19 protein-coding genes are annotated in these 17,810 nt (G+C 66.2%); 2 read left to right on the top strand and 17 right to left on the bottom strand.

The annotated features are described in order from the left end of the window. Positions 1-190: 190 nt before the first annotated feature. The 8 genes from VGR67_07635 to VGR67_07600 all read right to left on the bottom strand — a co-directional run bounded on the left by VGR67_07635 (position 191) and on the right by VGR67_07600 (position 6,927). Positions 191-937 (bottom strand): CPBP family intramembrane glutamic endopeptidase, encoded by a 747-nt coding sequence (locus VGR67_07635; protein ID HEV8336268.1) that lies wholly within the window; start codon positions 935-937, stop codon positions 191-193. Between the two features lie 60 nt (positions 938-997). Beyond that, on the bottom strand, positions 998-2,551 hold the full coding sequence (locus VGR67_07630; protein ID HEV8336267.1) for an FAD-dependent oxidoreductase: 1,554 nt from the start codon (positions 2,549-2,551) through the stop codon (positions 998-1,000). Between the two features lie 203 nt (positions 2,552-2,754). Beyond that, a complete protein-coding gene (locus VGR67_07625; protein HEV8336266.1) occupies positions 2,755-3,402 on the bottom strand; it encodes a hypothetical protein in 648 nt (215 codons plus the stop codon). Between the two features lie 2 nt (positions 3,403-3,404). Beyond that, positions 3,405-3,821, bottom strand: a complete 417-nt coding sequence (locus VGR67_07620) for a DUF3052 domain-containing protein (GenBank protein ID HEV8336265.1) — start codon at positions 3,819-3,821, stop codon at positions 3,405-3,407. A 19-nt stretch (positions 3,822-3,840) separates the two neighbouring features. Beyond that, positions 3,841-4,605: a hypothetical protein gene (locus tag VGR67_07615; GenBank protein HEV8336264.1), complete on the bottom strand. Its 765-nt coding sequence runs from the start codon at positions 4,603-4,605 to the stop codon at positions 3,841-3,843. Further along, the gene (locus VGR67_07610) at positions 4,602-5,192 is read right to left on the bottom strand and encodes a hypothetical protein (protein HEV8336263.1); all 591 of its coding nucleotides are present in this window, start codon (positions 5,190-5,192) and stop codon (positions 4,602-4,604) included. The genes VGR67_07615 and VGR67_07610 overlap by 4 nt, the downstream gene beginning before the upstream one ends. 87 nt (positions 5,193-5,279) lie before the next feature. Continuing rightward, complete coding sequence (locus VGR67_07605) at positions 5,280-5,891, bottom strand: hypothetical protein (GenBank protein HEV8336262.1); 612 nt, start codon at positions 5,889-5,891, stop codon at positions 5,280-5,282. Between the two features lie 469 nt (positions 5,892-6,360). After that, entirely contained in the window at positions 6,361-6,927 is a 567-nt protein-coding gene (locus VGR67_07600; protein HEV8336261.1) for a hypothetical protein, read from the bottom strand. Positions 6,928-7,290: 363 nt separating this feature from the next. On the opposite strand from VGR67_07600, the gene VGR67_07595 reads away from it, so the two are divergent. Next, on the top strand, positions 7,291-7,614 hold the full coding sequence (locus VGR67_07595) for a hypothetical protein (GenBank protein HEV8336260.1): 324 nt from the start codon (positions 7,291-7,293) through the stop codon (positions 7,612-7,614). Positions 7,615-7,652: 38 nt separating this feature from the next. Here VGR67_07595 and VGR67_07590 read toward each other — a convergent pair whose 3' ends face one another. Continuing rightward, on the bottom strand, positions 7,653-11,159 hold the full coding sequence (locus VGR67_07590; GenBank protein ID HEV8336259.1) for a GAF domain-containing protein: 3,507 nt from the start codon (positions 11,157-11,159) through the stop codon (positions 7,653-7,655). A 484-nt stretch (positions 11,160-11,643) separates the two neighbouring features. On the opposite strand from VGR67_07590, the gene VGR67_07585 reads away from it, so the two are divergent. Then, entirely contained in the window at positions 11,644-12,363 is a 720-nt protein-coding gene (locus VGR67_07585) for a hypothetical protein (GenBank protein ID HEV8336258.1), read from the top strand. Between the two features lie 25 nt (positions 12,364-12,388). Here VGR67_07585 and VGR67_07580 read toward each other — a convergent pair whose 3' ends face one another. From VGR67_07580 to VGR67_07545, 8 genes are all read right to left on the bottom strand, one after another. After that, positions 12,389-13,165, bottom strand: a complete 777-nt coding sequence (locus tag VGR67_07580; GenBank protein HEV8336257.1) for a hypothetical protein — start codon at positions 13,163-13,165, stop codon at positions 12,389-12,391. Between the two features lie 109 nt (positions 13,166-13,274). Continuing rightward, positions 13,275-14,450, bottom strand: a complete 1,176-nt coding sequence (locus VGR67_07575; protein ID HEV8336256.1) for a methyltransferase domain-containing protein — start codon at positions 14,448-14,450, stop codon at positions 13,275-13,277. Further along, positions 14,447-14,920: a hypothetical protein gene (locus VGR67_07570; GenBank protein ID HEV8336255.1), complete on the bottom strand. Its 474-nt coding sequence runs from the start codon at positions 14,918-14,920 to the stop codon at positions 14,447-14,449. The genes VGR67_07575 and VGR67_07570 overlap by 4 nt, the downstream gene beginning before the upstream one ends. 18 nt (positions 14,921-14,938) lie before the next feature. Next, positions 14,939-15,268 (bottom strand): class I SAM-dependent methyltransferase, encoded by a 330-nt coding sequence (locus VGR67_07565; GenBank protein HEV8336254.1) that lies wholly within the window; start codon positions 15,266-15,268, stop codon positions 14,939-14,941. Positions 15,269-15,280: 12 nt separating this feature from the next. After that, positions 15,281-15,823 carry a M15 family metallopeptidase gene (locus tag VGR67_07560; GenBank protein ID HEV8336253.1) on the bottom strand — a complete coding sequence of 181 codons (543 nt, stop codon included), beginning with the start codon at positions 15,821-15,823 and terminating at the stop codon, positions 15,281-15,283. Between the two features lies 1 nt (position 15,824). After that, positions 15,825-16,166 (bottom strand): rhodanese-like domain-containing protein, encoded by a 342-nt coding sequence (locus VGR67_07555; protein HEV8336252.1) that lies wholly within the window; start codon positions 16,164-16,166, stop codon positions 15,825-15,827. A gap of 53 nt (positions 16,167-16,219) precedes the next feature. Continuing rightward, entirely contained in the window at positions 16,220-17,095 is an 876-nt protein-coding gene (locus VGR67_07550; GenBank protein HEV8336251.1) for a hypothetical protein, read from the bottom strand. Positions 17,096-17,184: 89 nt separating this feature from the next. Then, complete coding sequence (locus tag VGR67_07545) at positions 17,185-17,640, bottom strand: cupin domain-containing protein (GenBank protein HEV8336250.1); 456 nt, start codon at positions 17,638-17,640, stop codon at positions 17,185-17,187. Between the last annotated feature and the right edge of the window lie 170 nt (positions 17,641-17,810).

The raw sequence follows: 17,810 nt of genomic DNA, 5'->3' as shown, positions 1-17,810 counted from the left end.
ACGTTGAGACCGCCTGATCCGGCCGCGAGCGAACCTTGAGGCCGGACGCCGCCGGTCCGGGGCCTAAGGGTCGACGCAAATGTCCAAGAACTATAGGCTAACGAGATTCGCCGCGAGGGTCAATACTTGGCGACGTTCCAGCCCATACTGGATGCCCGGTCCCGCCCGAGGCCGATCCGGGCGCCGCGCCTCACGCGATCCTTCCCAGGCTCCCTACCATGTAGGCATTGCCGATGCCGTGGATGACCGCCACGATCCAGAGGTTGCCCGACCGGTGGAACAGCGCGCCGAAGAAGAGACCGATGGCGAAGATCGAGGCGAGCATCGGGATCGCCAGGGACGGACGCGAATAGAAGTAGCCGGCGTGGAGGGGACCGAAGGCATAGAGGAGATTGGCGACGAGAATCCCGGCGAGAGCGCCCCACCGGCGGACCAGCTCGGCCTGAATCATCCCTCGATACACCACCTCCTGATAGAAGCCGAAAAGGAGATAGGGGACTAAGACCGTCGCGACGATCTCCGGCAAGGAAGAGGAGGCCAGCAGCGCCCGCAGGCGGGTCCACAGAACCGCTGAAAAAACGACGTTGGCGAGGATCAAGAGCTGGACGAAATACGACTTTTCGATCGGGCTCCAGTCGCGCCAGGGGCGCAATCCGATGGACGACAACTTCAGGGAGGCGAGGAAGCGGACCGAGAGCAGCGCCAGGCCGAGGAGCGCGGCGACGAAGATCGACAGAGGCACCGGTAAAGGCGGCCGGCCCGCGGTGATCCGGAACAGCTCGAGAGCCCCGGCGAGGAGTAGAAGACGGTTGCCGGTCGGCTTCGGGATGGCGGGTCCGGGCCTGCGTTCGAAAAGGAGGAGGTGGCCTCGAAGGTGGACGCCCCATCGGCCGGTAAAAAGGCGGTCGCCGGGGCCTTGGTCGTCTGCTTCGGCCATGGACATCCCGCCCAGTATCTCACGACGTGCCACCTTCAGGCGCGGCGCCGCCGCCCGGGATCAATCCGACGGGGCCCGTGAAAGGTCGTTGTTCGCCGGCCCGTTGATCACCTTGCCCCATCGATCGAAGCGCGAGCCGTGGCAGGGGCAGTCCCAGGTCTTCTCGGCGTCGTTCCAATCGACGATGCAGCCGAGATGCGGGCAGACGGCCGAGAGCTCGGTCAGGTTCCCCTTGTCGTCCCGGTAGACGGCCACTTTGGACAGCCCCCGGCGGAGCACCGCCCCGCTTCCCGGCGGAATCTCTTGGACAGCTTCCACGTCGCCGCCGGTGAGGTAGTCGGCGTATTGCGCCGCCACGTTGAGGTTCTCCTTGGCGAACTCTCCGGCGCCAAGGAGCGTCACCCGGGAGGGGTCGTAAAGCTTCGTCCAGGGACTCTCCCGCTTCAGGATCAGATCGGTGAGGAGAATTCCGCCGATCGTCCCGTGGGTCATGCCCATCCCGCAATCCCCCGTCACGATGTAGACGTTGTCCTTGTCGAGCGGGTTGCGCCCGATGAACGCCAAGCCGTCGATCGTTTCCATCACCTGGCCTCCCCACCGGTACTCGACCGGCCCCATCCTCGGGAAGCGCTCGCGGGCCCAGGCCTCCAGCCGGCCGTGCCGTTCCGCCGTGTCGTCGGCCTGCCCCGTTTTGTGATCCTCGCCGCCGACGATGAGGATATGGCGCTCTTCTGCGCCGCCGCCGGGCTGCCCGTTCGTCATCCTCTGGAGCCGGACGTAGTGATAGGGATCCCCGGTGTCCCAGTAGAGGCCCGGCGCGACGGCGCCGCGCGGCACTTCGGCGCCGATGACGTAGGTCATGTAGGGGGCCTGCTTGGTGTGAATCGCCACGAGATCGTTGACCGGGGTGTTCGTCGCGACCACGACGGCGTCGGCGGTGACGGCGCATCCTGCCGCCTTGATCCGGGCGGGCGAGCCGCCCTCGATCTGGTCGGCGTGCGTGCCCGTGAACAGGCGACCCCCCTCGCGCTCGATGACTTCGGCGAGCCCGCTCAGATACTTCAATGGATGGAATTGGCCCTGGTTCGGAAACCGCAGGCAGGGTCCCGAGTCGAACGGCGCCCACGGCGCGCGCTGGATCTTCTCCACGTCGCTGAGGCCGGCGCGGCGCGCCGCCTGCAGCTCTCGATCGAGGGTCTCCTCCTGGTCGTCGGGACCGAGGAACAAGTAGCCGTCCAGCTTTTCGAAATCGCAGTCGATCCCCTCGATTCGGGCAATCGCCTCGATGCGGTTGATCGCGGCGGTGTGGCTGCCCGCGACGAACCGGGCCTTGTCTTCCCCATGGATTCGCTCGACGCGGCGGTAGCCTCGGTCGATCGCGTTCGAGAGATGGGCCGTCGTCATCGGGGTCACGCCGCTCGAAAGCTCTCCGTCGTCGAGCACGATCACCGACTTTCCGGCGCGCGTCAGCAGGTAGGCGGTCATTAGGCCGGCGATCCCGGCCCCGACGATGCAGACGTCCGCCCGGAGATTCTGCCTCAGCGGCGGATAGGGCGGCATCTTCACCGTGGCCGTCCAGACCGATTGACGCTCGAGACTCTCTTTCGCTCGCATGAGCGCCTCCTCATGGCAAACGCGCATTAACCACAGCGCCTTGCTTACCTATGCAAGATGCAGACCGGTATCGGACAAGAGAGACGGCCCGAGTCTCACGGGCATCAGGCGAAAAAAAGCAAAGTGGATGACCCAGGACGAGAATACCGGGATGGAGAGCGAAGCTGGAAAGCGTTTTCTACAAAATGTCGCGGGGTGGCGGGTCAGCTCTCGGGAGCCGGCGTGGGCGTCGCGGGGAGGCGGATGACCTGATCGAACGACAGCTTCCGATCTTCCAGCAGATGTTTCCAGATCCGCGCGGCCTGCCGGTAGCGCTCCGGCGCCCCCGGCCGCCCATGCCCTCCTCCGGCGACGTACTCCGGGTACCCTTCCCTCTGCCACCAGGCGAGGCGCCAGACGCGCAGCACCCCGATGCGACGTTGCACGAGAGTGTGGACCGCCTCGTGGACGAGGATTCCGACTGCCTCGCTTTCGCGCCCGTCGAAATGACGGATCACGCCCGACTCCACGTCGAGGCTCGGGACGAGAATCGAGTTCCGCAGCTCCACGTTGCGCGCTATGGCCCGCCGGTAGGGGCCGTTGAGCAGATTCCACAGCGCCGGCCAATCCACGACGAAGACCCGCTGGTTGATTGAGGGATCGAAGATCTCGGACGTGGCGAGCCTCTCGGCCACGGCCGCCGCGAGGGCGGAGGTCTTCTCGGGCAGGGGCGAATGGGAGTAGAAGGTGAGGCTCGAATAGGTGACGGAGCAGGCGAACAGCGGCTCGGGAAAGGCGAGGAGGATCAGATAGGCGAGCGCCGCCGCCGCGAGGATGCCCGAGGCCTTCAGGAGTGTGCGGGGAAGCTCCATCCCTAGCGATTCTCCTTGCGGATCACCAGCTTCAGCCCCGACCAGACCTCGTCGACGGCGCACACCTTGATGTCGACCAGGCCGAGAGGAAACGCCAGCTCCCGAATCGTGTCCTCGGTGATGTCGGTCGGCACTTTCGAGGCTTTCTTGGGCCAGGAGACCCAGATGGCCGCGCCGGCCCGCAGGCGGGACCGGGAGCGTTTCAGGGAGCCGGCCAGCCGGGGTTTCGAGGTCGCGAACAGATGCACGATGTCGGTCGTGGGTCCGACCCGGGATTGGAACGTCGCTCCGGCGGGGATGGGTGCGAGGAGCTTCTCGTAATCTTTGGGCGGGCTCTCGACGCAGAGGCGCGTGCCCTCCTTGATTCCGAGCTTCTTCGCGAGCGGCGTGCCGGAATAGCCGGCGGGGCTCGGGCTCATCGCGACTCCGAGGCGTCGTTCATTCCAGCCATAACCCGGACAAGAGGAGATGACCGGCCAGCGGAGCGGCAAGCGCGGCCTCTCCGGAGACCGCCAGCGGCGTCAGCGCGTACCATCCCCTCTCGTGCTCGCATCCCTGGTGGACGTCCGCGAGGATGAGAACCGCCGTCGAGCCGTCCCCGCGTCGCCGCGTGATGGCGATCACGGGATCGGCCAGGACCAGCGATTTAGGGGAGATCGTCCCGGAATCCGCGTCGCCGCCATGCTCGAGGACCCGGCCCAGGGAAAGAATCCGGATGCTCTTCGAGGCGGCGGCCCTTTGGGAAAGTCGAGCCGAATCATCCATCTTGACGACCGGCAGCGGATCGGCATCCGGAGGAATGGGGCTCCCGGGCGGCAGGAGCCAGCCGGAGACCTCTCGGACCCTGGTGTCGGAAGAGGCGACGGCCGATTCGGATTCCAGGGAGGTGACTTCCCGGTTGGCGGGCCGGCCCGGCGGCCCTCGGAAATCATCCAGCGGAATGCGCATCACCCTCCGCCCGGCCGCGTTCCGATCCGGCGAGCGGCTCTCGAGCTGCAGGAAGACCGCCGTGGGTGACGCCGCGGCCTTCCGCAGCTCCGTTGTCCGTTCGCCGTCGCAATAGCGCGGTTTCTCCCGCTCGGTCGCGCGCGCCGCGAGGCCGCCGGCCTGCAGGAATGCCAGGGTAATCGCCGCCGTCCATCGGCATCTCCTTGCCGCCTGCCTCGTGCAGGCCCGTCTTCCGATCTCCATGGCGACCGTCATGAGCGACCTTGCAAAGCGATGAGCGCCGAAAGCGCCGCGTCCTTCTGGTCCTTCCCCCACGGCGGGCCGACCGATCGGCCGAGTGACTCGATCCTCCCGATCAGAGCCTTGCCCGCCGGTCCGAGAGCCGCCTCGGCCTGCTTCTTCAGCGATTTCTCGTCGATCGCCACGAGCGGCAGGCCACAGGACTGCGCCGCTTTCACCAGCGCGTCCCGGAAGAGGACTCCTTCCGCCTTGTGCATGCGAAAGTGCACGGCGAGGATCTCCTCGACACTCCAGGCGGGCATAGGGTTTCCGACCAGAACGCCGCACGCCTCCACCCGGTTGTCGCGCTCTCGCTCGCGCCGCACCGCCGCGCGCAGCTCGCGCAGCGCCATCCGGTTCGCCGCCGTGATGCCGCGCCCGACCATCTCGCGCGCGGCGCCGGGCTTCAAGCCCTCGGCGGCGTGATACGGCTGCTTTGCCCACTCCTCCTCGACGAGATCGATGCGGCGCCGGTCGCTCACCTCGATCGCGCCGTCGCGCCTTCCGAGGACGACGAGAGCGGCCCAGCCCGAATGGGCCTTCAGCCCGAACGCGACCTTCATGCGCTTCTCCAGCGTTTCTCGCATCCTCTCGAGGGCCCGGCAGCCGCGACCCGTGAGATCCGGATCCGGATCGAGTCCGGCGCCCCCCTATCCGCCGCTCTTGCTGCGCTTGATTCTTCGCGCCTCGATCGTGGCGACCAGCTCGGGGGGCTTGCCCTTCTCGCCGATGTACAGCGTTTGAGTGAAGACGTCGGGAGAGGAGAAGGAGAACTGCTCGAACCAATGGTAGGCATTCCCCTTTTCCTCGACGTCGCCCTCCATGACCGCGACGCCGTCGCGCCATTTCACCGAAATGCTCGAGCAGCCGTTGTCGTTGAACGTCCCGCAGAAAAGACCCTTGAGCGCCTGCGCCTTGCCATCCCACCAGATCGCCGCGGTGTCGCGGAGCGTGCCGCCGGCGGCATTCAATTCGTATTCCTCGATGAGCGGAACGCCGCCGGCGAGAGCGTGCCACACCTCTTTCCCGGTGGCGGCACCTTGCGAGCCGCCCTCGACCGCCGGGTGGGTCTCGGTAATGGCCCACTCGCCCGAGAAGGCATTGGTGAGCGATTTCATCTCGGCCGGCGGATCCGGATCTCCTGCGCTCTTCGCCGCGGCGGGCGGCGGCGCGCTCTGCTTCGTGTCCACCGGTTGGGCGGCGGCCGTCAAAGTGAGCGCGACGGCCAACAGCGGCGCAAGACCGTTCATCGCAGCTTTCATGAGAGCTCCCAGCGTCCGCGCTCCCGGCGCGGCGCGCCGAGGCTCGATGACGGACGATGCTCGACGCGTGCCGCGTCTCCGAAATCCCGTTATCTTGGCGGGTTGACCCGCGGCCGGTTCATGGCCGCGGGGTCCAAACCTGCCTTGAATCAAGCCGGCGCGCGTCCCTTCCCGCGCCGGGCTCACGACCGCCGCCAGCGAGACGGCCAGCAGCCCCCTTCCACCACCCGAGCCCCATCAACACCACGCCGATTACGGCGGCCAGACAGGGATACGCGATCAAGATGGCCATGGCGCCCAACAAGCGCAGGGTGAGCCCCTTCGGTACGGACTCCGTCTCCTTCGAGGCATCCGCGCCGCTGCCGGCCGAGCCAGCCGGATGGCGTGCGCGAATCGTGTCCGGATGCGGAAGCTTGACTCGAGAATTCTACGTCACGCGGCGGCGAGCAGGCATCGAAAAGACGCGGCTTCACCGCCTCGTGGCCTTTCGATAGCCGGTCAGCCTTTCAATCATCGCCTCGTTGCCGATGAGGATCTCGGCCGGATCGCTGCGCAGGGCGACCCGGCCTTCGGCGAAGACCTTGTAATCCTCCGTGTCGTGCACGACGGGCCCGAAAACGCGCTCCAGCTTCTCCCGGATCTTGGGGCGCTCGTCCGCCTCGATCAGAACCCACAAGTGCCCCAACGGCCCGTCGTTGAACAGGAATTCGACTTTCCGGCGCGCACCCAGGACGTTCAGGCCATGACAATCGACCTGCACCTGATCGCGGAACGGAGCCGCCATGCCGCCGGTGTAATGATGCTGTTCGAGGCTCTCGCAATCCTTGGCGAGCAGCGGTTGAAGGTCGCTCAAGCGCGCCCCGAGCCGGAAGGCCGGGTGGAGCTTCTGGGCGCTCGGCAGGGCGGCGAGCAACGCCAGGGCCAGGAAGGCCAGGCTCCTCCGCCTGCGGCCTCTCCGCTCGGCTCCATGAGCGCCGCTTCCATGAAGCGCTCGGCGACGGAACGCGGGAGCCTCGGTTATTGTCGGTATCTTCATTTGATTACAATGCTCCGGTCCATCGGGTTTCAGGAAGATTGGAATCCATGAGAAACGCCGTCCGCGCTCTTGCCGTAGCCACGATCATGATACTCCGGCCCGCGCCCGCGGGCGCGGCCGATCCGGCCGAAGCTATGCGTTTCGTCGCATCCGTCGAAGCCTCCCGGCTGAACGAAACGCCCGGCAGTTCCTGTACCAGCTGCGGAGCTCCACCCGGACGCCCGCCGTTTCCGGCGCCGTCGCCCGGCGCGGCGAAGTCGTTTTCTCCGGCAGCGTGCTGATCGTGCGTCGGCCGAAGATCTCGTCCGGCTGGGGGCCGCCCTGAATCATGGCGTCCTGATGCGCCCCGAGACGAGACAACCGATGCTCTCCGCACAGCTGCGCCGGCTGCAGGAATTCCGGGAGCGTTCCGCACCGAAGAAGATGAGCTGGATGCAGGGGATGCTGTGGCGCCTGCGCCGCGATCCGCAAGGCAGGCTCGTCGCCTATGAATGCGGATCGGTCAAGGGATCCAACGCCTGCGTCGTCGATTTCCTGGAAGAGGATCTCGTGGCGGCCGTCGCCACCAACTCCTGGGAATGCTGCGGCTGGAAGAAAACCGACGCCTGGCGGCCTTCTTCCGATCCGATTCGGCCCGCTGAGCCGATCTACTCGCGGGGAGCAGCCGGGCTCGCCAGGGTCTTCTGAAGCGCCGCCGGCAGGAAGGATTGAACCGCCGAAGAGTCTCAGGCCTCCTTGGCGCGCTGCGGGCCCGACAGCGAGGCGAGGAGGCTCATCAGGTTGTCGTGGAGCACCGGCTTCACCAAGTGTGCGTCGAAGCCCGCTTCCTTGGCCTTCTCCCGATCCGCCTCCTGGCCCCAGCCCGTGACCGCGACCATCAAAGGCGCCTCGTGACCGGAGCCGCGCCGGCGAATCTCCCGGCAGGCGTCGTAACCGTTCATCCCCGGCAGGCCGATGTCGAGCAGGATGATGTCGGGGTCGTAGGTCGCGGCTTTCTCGACCGCCTCGCGGCCGTCGTGAGCGGTTTCGGTGTCATGCCCGCCGTGTGCCAGGAGCATCGCGAGCGATTCCGCGGCGTCCTGGTTGTCGTCGACGACGAGGATGCGCCACGATGGGGTTTCGGGAACGTCAATCCGTTCCGTCGATCCGCTCGAGTCGGCGGCGAGGGTCCGCTCGACGGGCTCCGCCGAGGCGCTCGGGCCGGCCGCCACGGTCCCCTCGACCGGAAGCGGCAGCCGGACGATGAACTCGCTGCCGGCGTCCTCCCCGTCGCTGCGCGCTTCGACCGTCCCGCCGTGCATCTCCACCAGCCTCTTGACCAGGTGCAGCCCAATCCCCAGGCCGCCGTACGCGCGTTCCAGCGAGCGATCCAGCTGCGAGAAGATGTCGAAGATGCTCGTAAGCTTGTCGGGCGGGATGCCGATGCCGGTGTCCTTGATCCGGATGACCGCTTCACCGCCGCGCTCCTCGGCCTTCACCGACACGCGCCCTTTCGGCACGGTGTATTTGCACGCGTTGTTGAACAGGTTCCCGAACACCTGCCCGAGGCGCACCGGATCGGCCTCGAGCCAGATCGGCTGCTCCGGCAGATCGAGCCTCAGCTCGTGATGCAGCCCTTCGAACAGCGGCCCGCACATCTCCAGGGCGCCGCGGAGGATCGAGGACAGCTCGACCCGCTGTTTGTGAAGCTCGAGCCGGTCGCGCGTGATCCGGCTGACGTCCAGCAGATCCTCGAGCAGCCGGGCCATCACCCGCACCTGCCGTCCGGCGACGTCGCTGGCCCATGCCAGATCCCGATCGATCCGGCCCTTCGTCTTGAGGATGTCGACGGCGTTCTGCAGCGGCGCGAGCGGATTGCGCAGCTCGTGGGCGAGCGTGGCCAGGAATTCGTCCTTGCGCCGATCGGCTTGTCGCAGCGCCTCCTCGGCCTGCGCGCGCTCCACCACGTCCGCGGCCATCCGCGCCAGCAGATCGAGGTAGCGCATCTCGCGCTCGCTGGGCCGACCCGGGACGCGGTAGTGGTTGTTGAGCATCCCCAGCAGGCGGCCGTCCCGGCTGACCAGCGGGGTCGACTGAATTCCGCGGATGCCGTCTTCGAGAATGATCTCCAGGTCCACCGTCCCCTGCAGGCTCGGCTCCGCCGCCACGTCCCCGACGACGACCCGGTCGGCCTGGCGGACGGCGGCGCCGCAGGTGGCGGCGCATCCGTTCTCCGCGAAATGCTCGAGCAGCCGCGGGCCGAGGCCCTGGTGCACGACGATGCGCAGGCGTCCGGTGGCCGGATCGTAGAACTGGATGTTTCCCTTGTCGGTCAGGGTGAAGCTCGCCGCCGCCGCGAGGATTTCGCGCAGGAGCGCGAGCAGGTTCTGGCCCTGGACGAGCCTGGTGCTGAGGTCCTGCAGCCGCGTCATCGCGGCCAGCTCGGCGCTGAGCTGCTCCTGGCTCAGCTGGAGCGCCTTCTCCGCCCTCTGGCGCTCCTCGACGTCCGTGTAGGAGCCCACCCACTCGCGCACCGAGCCGTCGGCATTCAGGAGGGGGGTGGCGCGGACGACGAAGTGGCAGTATCGCCGCGAGGGAGCGTGCCACATGCGGCCGTGCGACGCGTAGAGGCTGCGTGTTTCGCACGCCTGGCGCCAGGCCTTCACGAGGCCCTCGCGATCCTCGGGGTGCAGGACGTTCGTCCAGCCGAAGCCGCGATACTGCTCCCAGGTCTGCCCCGTGTATTTCTCCCAGGCCGCCTGGGGCGTGACGAGCGACCCGTCGGGGTCGGCGGTCCAGGGCACGTCGGTGATGACCGAGACGAGCGAGCGGTAGCGCTCCTCGCTGCGCTGAATCTCCGTCTCGTTCCGCCGGCGCTCGATCAGATCGGCGGCCTGGCGCGCCAGCAGATCCAGCATGCGCAACTGCCGCTCGTCCGGCCGGCGCTCGGCTTCGCCGTAATGCGTCGAGAATACCCCCATGACCTGTCCGGATCGGCTGATCAGCGGGGTCGATTGGACGGCCCGCACGTTCGAGCCGAGCAACATGCCGAGCGCCTGCGTCCCCGCGAAGAGCTGGCTTTTTTCGATGTCCTCCACGATCACGCGCTCGCGGCGCTGGGCCGCCGTGCCGCAGGCGAGCCCTTCCCGGATCCCGTCGAAGTACTGGAGGAACGGCGCCGAGAAGCCGCGCTGCGCCGCCATCCTCAACGTTCCCGCCTCGTCGAGCTGGACGTTGCCTTTCTCGGCGCCGGTGATGTCGATGGCCGCGTCGAGAATCTCCTGCAGGAGCGAGGAGATATCGGTCGATTGGAGCAGCCGCGAGCTCACGCGCTGCATGCGCGTCATGGCGCTCAGATCGGCGCTGAGGCGCCGTTCGTTGTCGCGCAGCGTCGCCTCGGCCTGCTGGCGGTGCCGGAAGTGGCGGCTGATCGCGCCGCTCGTCCACAGCAGGAGAATCAGGAACAGCACCATCTCGCAGAGCGTCCGAATCGCGTTTCCGAACGCCGAGTCGTACAGCTTGTCCCGCTCCCCCAGGACCCTGACGAAACCGATCAAGACCGGCGTCCCGATGACCACGGGCAGGGCCCGCCGCATCAAGATTCCGGCAGGGCCGTCCTGGCAAAGCAGGTGCATCAGCCCGGATTCCGGGACGCTGGCCACCAGTCCCAGCGAGGCGGCCAGGATGAACGTGGCGGTCTGCAGGGCGATGATCGTCAGGGTCGGCACGGTGTAGAGGAGGCTCACTCCATAGAGGTAGCCGATCAGAGAGAGACTGGAGATGGCGGCGGTCAGCAGCCCAAGCCAGGGCACCCACCGGCGCCCCCGGTCCCGGGCCAGCGAGGCGAGCAGGATCGTCGAGCCGATGATCGCCCACGAGATCGCGCCCAAGGGGCCCATCCGCCCGGGCGCCAGGACGCCCAACTGGCCCCAGGACCGGTGGAACATCAGCAGCGTGTCGATTCCGAGGTCGATTCCGAAGACGTACTGGAAAATCGTGCTGGCGCCGAGGAGCGCCGTCAGCGCCCCCAGGAGCGCGGCCGGGCGCCGGAGGCCCCGCGACAGGAGGAGGAGCGCGGCGCCGGCGAAAATGGCGGCGATCGCGGTGTTGGGCTGGATGGCGATGCCGTCCCGGTCCCAATCGGCGAGGACCGGCCAGTCCAGGACCCAGCCGAGGAACGATATCGCGCCGCCGAGCAGCGCGTACACGCCCAGCACCGCCACGGCGATACGAGACACCCGTTCGGTGGACAAGCCGAATGCCTACGAATAGTTGGTTGTGCGAATCACTAGGCCTTCGCCGGCTCGGGCCGTCAAAGTCCTTCAGGGCAGAATCTTAGATCGATGTGTCCGGGACGGCCAGTAAGCGACGCCACGTTGCGCTGGCGGCTTCGCCACGCCTCACGCGCCTCCCGGTGGGGTGAATTGCGCCAGATCGTAGATGCCGAGCTTGTTCTCGATTCCGTCCACCCGCTCCACCATTCTCTCGAAGCCGATGCCTGCAGGAACCCTCGACGAGTTTGATCCAGCGGAGTCATGACCTGCCCGAGCCCATGAGGTTGTCTTCGGCGGATTCGGCTGTAGCATGGAGAAATGAGGGAGGAAAGGCGCTTTGGCCGAAGGATCGGAGAGGGACAGCGCCTCTAACAAGAGGAAGGGTAGCGCATCCATAGGCGCGGGAAGCTTACCGCGCGCCAAGGACATGAAGAATCAACCAGGTCAAACCAAGGAGGTTTCGATGTCAAAAAAGTCGCTCGGGCTGTCAGCCGGGGCCGCCATCGCCGGGATCGTGCTTGTCGCTTGGGTTTCAAACGCCGGAGCCGCCGTCGATTACCATCCGGTGCTCGACCCCGCTAACTTCGTCGCGGTCGTCGACAACCCCTACTTCCCGCTTCCTGTCGGAAGGACGCTGGTCTACCAGGGGATCAAGGACGGCCAGACCCAAATCGACACGGTCACGGTGACCAACCAGACGAAAGTGATCCTGGGCATCACCGCGACGGTGGTCAGCGACGTGGCCACGCACGATGGGACGCTGCTGGAAAAGACCTTCGATTACTATGCGCAGGACAAGCAGGGCACCGTCTGGTACCTTGGCGAGGACACGACCGCCTATTTGGCCAACGGGAAGACTGACACCTCTGGGTCATTTGTGGCTGGCGTGAAGGGGGCTCAGCCGGGAATCATCATGGAGGCAAATCCTCAGATTCCGGATGCCTATCGACAGGAGTTTCTTGTCGGGGAGGCGGAGGACACCGCCTGGGTGGTCGAGGTGGGAGGAACGATCACGGTGCCGTACGGCAAGCTGCGCAACACGCTGGTGACGCTCGAGGCGACTCGGATCGAGCCCGGCGCTTACGATCAGAAGATCTACGCCCCGGGGATCGGAATCGTCTTCGAGCTGGCTCTGACGGGCGACTCCGAGCTCGCCCAACTGGTCAGCGTCACGGGGCCGTGACCCGCGCGACGCGACTCCAGCTCGATCAATGTGCCTTCTGTGCCGCTCGCTGCGGGAACGCGAAGATGCAGATCGTGATCAATGCGAGAAGGGCTGCGGAGGCTGTATAGCGGCTCAGCGCCAATCCGCCGGAGCTGACGGGCTTGTCCAGGAAGTCGCCGACTACGGCGCCGAGCGGTCGAGTCAGGACGAAGGCCAGCCAAAACAAGAGAGTGCGGGAAACTCTCGTCCACAGGTACGCCGCAATCACGAGAGCCAGCAGAGTTCCAAACACGATCGCGCCCCCGACATACCCCAAGCCGGCCGTGTCGGCGGTCCAATCGCCGAGGGCCGTGCCGAGGGTCTGGGAGAACATGATCGTGAGCCAGTAGAACATCTCGGCTCGAGGAGAGCTCACCGTGCTCACCGAGATCGAGCCGAGAGTTCGGTACCAGACCCACAACGACAGGATGAGCAGCGCCAGGAGAACGGACGTTCCTCCGGCATAGCCGATTCCGAGCGAGCGATCGGCAAAGTCGGCCAAAGTCGTTCCCACCGTCGTCGAGGCGATGATCGTGATCCAGTACAAGAGGGGGTGAAACCGCCTGGCGGATATCTGGGCGATGACCGCGGCGACGAAAAGTGTCGCGAAAATCGCGGTGCCCACGAGATAGCCAAGATTCATCGACATGGATACCGCGTCGCCCCCGGTCTCGCCGAGCGTGGTGGCCGCGATCTTGATGATCCAGAAGATCAGCGTGACCTCGGGGACCTTGGCCAAAGCGGTTTCGCGCGTGTCGTGCAAATCGTCCTCCTCGACCATCCGGAACGCGCATGCTCTCACCGCCTCGGCATGCGCAGGGCCCCTTAGAGTAGCGGACTCACTCCGGTGCAGGCGAGTTCCGGTCTCCTGCCGGAATGCCGGTCACCCATCAGCAACAACTCCCCGGGGGGCAGCAGGCGCCGTCCCCTTCGGTCGTCGCGGTGTAGGCCTCTCCCTTGGTCTCCCGCGGATGCCTCGGAGCGGTACGGGAGCAATCGAAAGCCTTGCGATCTTCCGCGGCAATCTCAATCCGGGAGGGGATTGGGATGATTTGGTCCGCGTAGGGCTCGGAGGTGAGAATGCGGTACGTCTTGTCGCAGACCGCCGTGCGCTCGCCGCGCCTCAGGACGTGGTGGTCGTCGTCCTCCACCTGCTTCCACGGGCCTTTGTAGAGGACCGCCTGGTTCCCTTCGAAACAGGGCCCCTCCTTCCCCTTACGGGCCGTGACGGTCACGGAGCGGAATTCAATTCCGCGCACTACGCGGAATGGCTCTTCTTTCCACCGCTCGATGCCCACCCCGTAGAATCCCACCGATGCGAGGCCGCGCAGCAGCTCGCCCTCCTGGAAAGCGCCGGACACGCAGCCGCTCCAGAGCTCCGCGTCCTGCTTGAGATCCTCCGGGACCACTTCGTCGCTGACGATGTCGCTGAGGGCGATTCTCCCGCCGGGCTTCAGCACCCGGAAGATCTCCTGCAGCAATGGCGGCTTGTCGTTCTCGCGCACCAGGTTCAGCACGCAGTTCGAAATCACCAGGTCCATGGAGGCATCGGGGACAAGCGGCCGCTCGCGCCGCAGGCGCCGCGCGGCCTCCTCCAGCGCCGGCAAGTCGGAAGCGCCGCCGACCGGGTGGTCGCGAAGCCATTCGTCGAGAAGATCGAGATCGAGCCTCAGATCCTGAATGTTGCCGCGCCGGAACGACACGTTGGCGCAGCCGGTGCGCCGCGCGACTTCGGGCGCCGCGCCGCGGGCCAGCTCCAGCATCTCCTCGTTCGCGTCGACTCCGACGACCCGGCCGCCGGGACCCACGATCTGCGAGGCGATGAAGCAGATCTTCCCTCCTCCGCTTCCCAGATCGAGGACCGTGTCTCCCTCTCGGACGTGGGAGGACGGATCGCCGCAGCCGTAATCGCGCTCCACCACCTCCCGGGGAATGGCCTCGAGGTAGCGCGCCTCGTATTCGGTCGCGCAGCAGAGACTTTCTTCGCGCTGCCGCGCGCCCCGCGCATAGCGTTCGTGGACGGCGCTTTCGACCGCGAGCGTCTCGGAGTTGGTGGATGACCTCAAGGAGTTCCTCCTGCAACAAGTCGATTCCGTTTCAGAGCTCGATCCCGGCGGCTCGGTTCCCGTCTCTTGAAGACGTGTAAATCGAGCGGTCCGGTGACAACAATTTTTGCCTTTCCGCGTTTCGCTTCCAGCGCCTGATGAACCCTCTCCAGCAGCCAATCGTGCGGAGGCAGCTTATCCAATCTCACGTATTTATCCAGCCAGGCACGAAGCTCCGCCAGACTGTCCATGGTCCGATTGCATCCGAAGCGCGCGCGTCCACCGGCCTTGAACAGGCCTCGTCGCACGGCCTCGGCGACCGCACGATTGGCCGCATAGTCGTCGTCGAATCGCTCGTGCATGATTCCGAGCCACCGAGGCCGGCCGGCGCGCACGAGCCCGACCCGGCGATGCACCGTCGCGGGCCGCAAGTCGATCAGGATGCCATCAGGCACCAGCACTCGCCAGGCTTCGCGAAGGGCATGAACCATGCCCCGTGGCGGCACTCATCACAGGACCCATGAGTACACGACGACATCAAAAGATCCCTGCGGGTATTCGAGACGTGTCGCTCCTCCGACCTTGAAACGAATACGCGAGACGAGTCGCTTGGGTAGATGACGGCGCGCCAAGCGGCCGAGAGCCGCATCGGGATCAATCGCCAGCACGTCCGCACCCAAGCGGGCCAGACGCCGAGTCAACCGTCCGTCGCCGCAGCCGATCTCGAGAACCCGTTTTCCATGCCAATCCACGACCTGTCTAAGGGCGCGCACTTCGTTCTGTTCGGGATCAACCCGTAGCGGCACTTCATCTCCTTCGTTGATTAGGCTGAGCGGCAACAGGGCGCATGGTCATCCGATCTGTTCCTGGACGGCCCAGTGCCACGGCTCGTAAGCTATTCCGAACCGGTTTTCGCGCGGATACGTCATGGCGAAGCCGAATCGCCCCCCGTTTCGTACGAGCCAATCAAATGCCGCCGTCGTCTCGAACTCCTCCGATAGTGGCGCGCAGCCCGGAGTGGTCAGGTCCACGGCTCTGCCCGTATGGTGCTCGCTGTAGCCCGGAGGCGCGTTCACTTGGAGGATCTGTTCCAGGCCTTCGCCCGCCGCGATCTTCCTGTCGAAAATCTGTCGCTGATACTCCAAGCTCCGGAAGGCCGAGACGAGCAGCAACGTGATGCCATCGCCACGCGCCGCGGCCTGAAGCTCCGTCCACGCAGCCGCGGCGTAAGGCGCGAGGTGCCGCTCCCGGCCGTGGATGTCCAAGCCAACCGGCACGAGATCCTCGGCCTCGGTATGGAGCGGCATCGGCCGATCCACGGCGTATGAGGCGGGAATTCCCAGCTCCGCCAAGTTCCGGGCCACCCGTTCCTCGTAGGATTCGTCGGTTTGCACGTCACTCCCCGGATTCCGTCGGGAGCTTCGAAGCGAGCCAGCCGCTGATCCCCGCCGACATGACCTGGACGTTGCTGTAGCCGATCTTCTTGGCTCGACGGGCGGCGTGGGGGGCTTTCCGGCACATCGGGTTGGAGCAATAGAACACCAGGGCTTCCGTCTTGTCCGGCGGCAAATCGCTGTCCTTGTAGTCAGGGTCGAGGTTTCTTGCGCCCGGGACGTGAGCTTTCATCCAGCTCTGGCGAGAATTGACGTCGAGGATGGATAACGGCTCGGAGCTCTTCATCCGTCGATGCAGGGCGCCGGGCGATATCGTCTTCAGCCCCATGAGAAGTGCAAACATGCTCCTGCTCCTGTTGGCCTCGAGGCTCGAATCCTTTGCGTCCGGATCGGTCGTCACGAACGGCCGGCGGGACAGTCGGGCGGCCATGCCTCGGGATCGCTTTCATGCCAGACGAAGAACTCGCCGGAGTCCGGCTCCTTCGTGTCACGGGCGAACAACAGGGATCGTCCGCTCGGGGAAAACAGCGGACCGATCTCGCTGCCGTTGACGTTCACCTCCGCGCCCAGTTTGACCCGAGCCGACCAACCGGTCCGGGTCTTGCGTGCTTCGTACAGGCCGCCGTCGGCCATGACGATCAAGCGGGAGCCGTCGGACGAAGGCAACGGCTCATACTCGTCCCCCGCGGTGTTGACCGCCGGACCGAGGTTTTCGACCTTCCAGCGGCCGGCCGCATCGCGGCGCGCCCGCCAGATGTCGTTCCCTCCGAGGCCGCCGCCTCGGTCCGAGCCAAAATAGAGCCAGCCGTCGGGGCCGGGCCTCGGAAACCACTCCATGCCGGCGGAGTTGACCGGCTCCGGCAGGAGCGTGGGAGCGCCCCAGACGCCGTCCGCCCCTCGATCGACCCGCCAGATGTCGAGGTCCTTCCGCTTCATCCCGTTCTGCGATCGCGAGGAGATGAAATAGAGGCTTCGGCCGTCGGAGGTGAAATAAGGGTCAGCCTCGACTCCGTCTCCCGCGAAGGCGGGCGGCTCGGGCTTGGACCATCCCGTCGCGGTGCAATGGCTGACGAGAATCCGCCAGCCTTGGAACGCCGGGGAGCTGCGCACGAAGTAGAGGTCGCCCGTCCTCGGATCAAAGGCGGCGTGCGACTCGAACTGCGGGCTGGAGATGCCGGCGGGCTTCCACGGCACGGCCTCGGAGCCGGGCAGCGGAATCACCGTCGAGGCGAGAAGCGACGCGGCAACGGCGAGGGTCTTGGGAAAGGTCATGACTTGGTGACTCCTTCGGCCGCTCACCATGGAGGCGCCGGCGGCGCGGCGCGCGCGGGCGGTTGCTGGAGGCGAGCCCCAGGAGCGATTCACTCCGGCGGCGGCCACGCTCGTCCGGCGAGCTCGGCCGGGAGCGACTTCGGATCCTGCGGATAGAAGCGGGAGTGCTCCACCTTGGAGCCCGATTGCCCCTCCTGGGGCGCCGCCACGATCAGCCAGAGCGCCTCCTCGGAGGTGTCGTTGAAGACCTGACGGAGCGTCCGGGGAGCCACCAGGACGCAGCCATAAGTAGGCACCGTGACGACGCGCTCGCCGAGGCGTATGCGTCCCAGGCCTTCGAGAAGAAAGTAGAATTCCCACGAATCGACGTGCCGGTGCCAGGTGTTCGCCGAGAACGGCGGAAGACGCCATAGACGCCCTCCGAGCCGGTCGTCCCCCCCAAGATCATGCAGGAGGTTGGTGTTCGGAATCTTCATGATATTCGATTCACGCCAGCGCTGCTCGTCCGGCAGCAGCACCGCGAAACCCTCCGCATCAAGCGACATCGCGCCTCCTTCCGCTCAACTGTGTCGATGCTGCCGCGGGATGTTCCGCATCATCGCAAGCTCGCCCTGGAGCGCCGAGGGCCGGTGGCTTTGAAAACTCAGCAATCGGACCTCTGGGAAACCCCGTTGGCGGTCATCGCGGCTCGTCGATCTTCGGGGACGTGGAAACT

It is taken from the genome of Candidatus Polarisedimenticolia bacterium (assembly GCA_036004685.1).
In the GTDB taxonomy this organism is placed as follows: domain Bacteria; phylum Acidobacteriota; class Polarisedimenticolia; order Gp22-AA2; family AA152; genus DASYRE01.
This window is presented reverse-complemented; position numbering and strand designations above follow the sequence as displayed.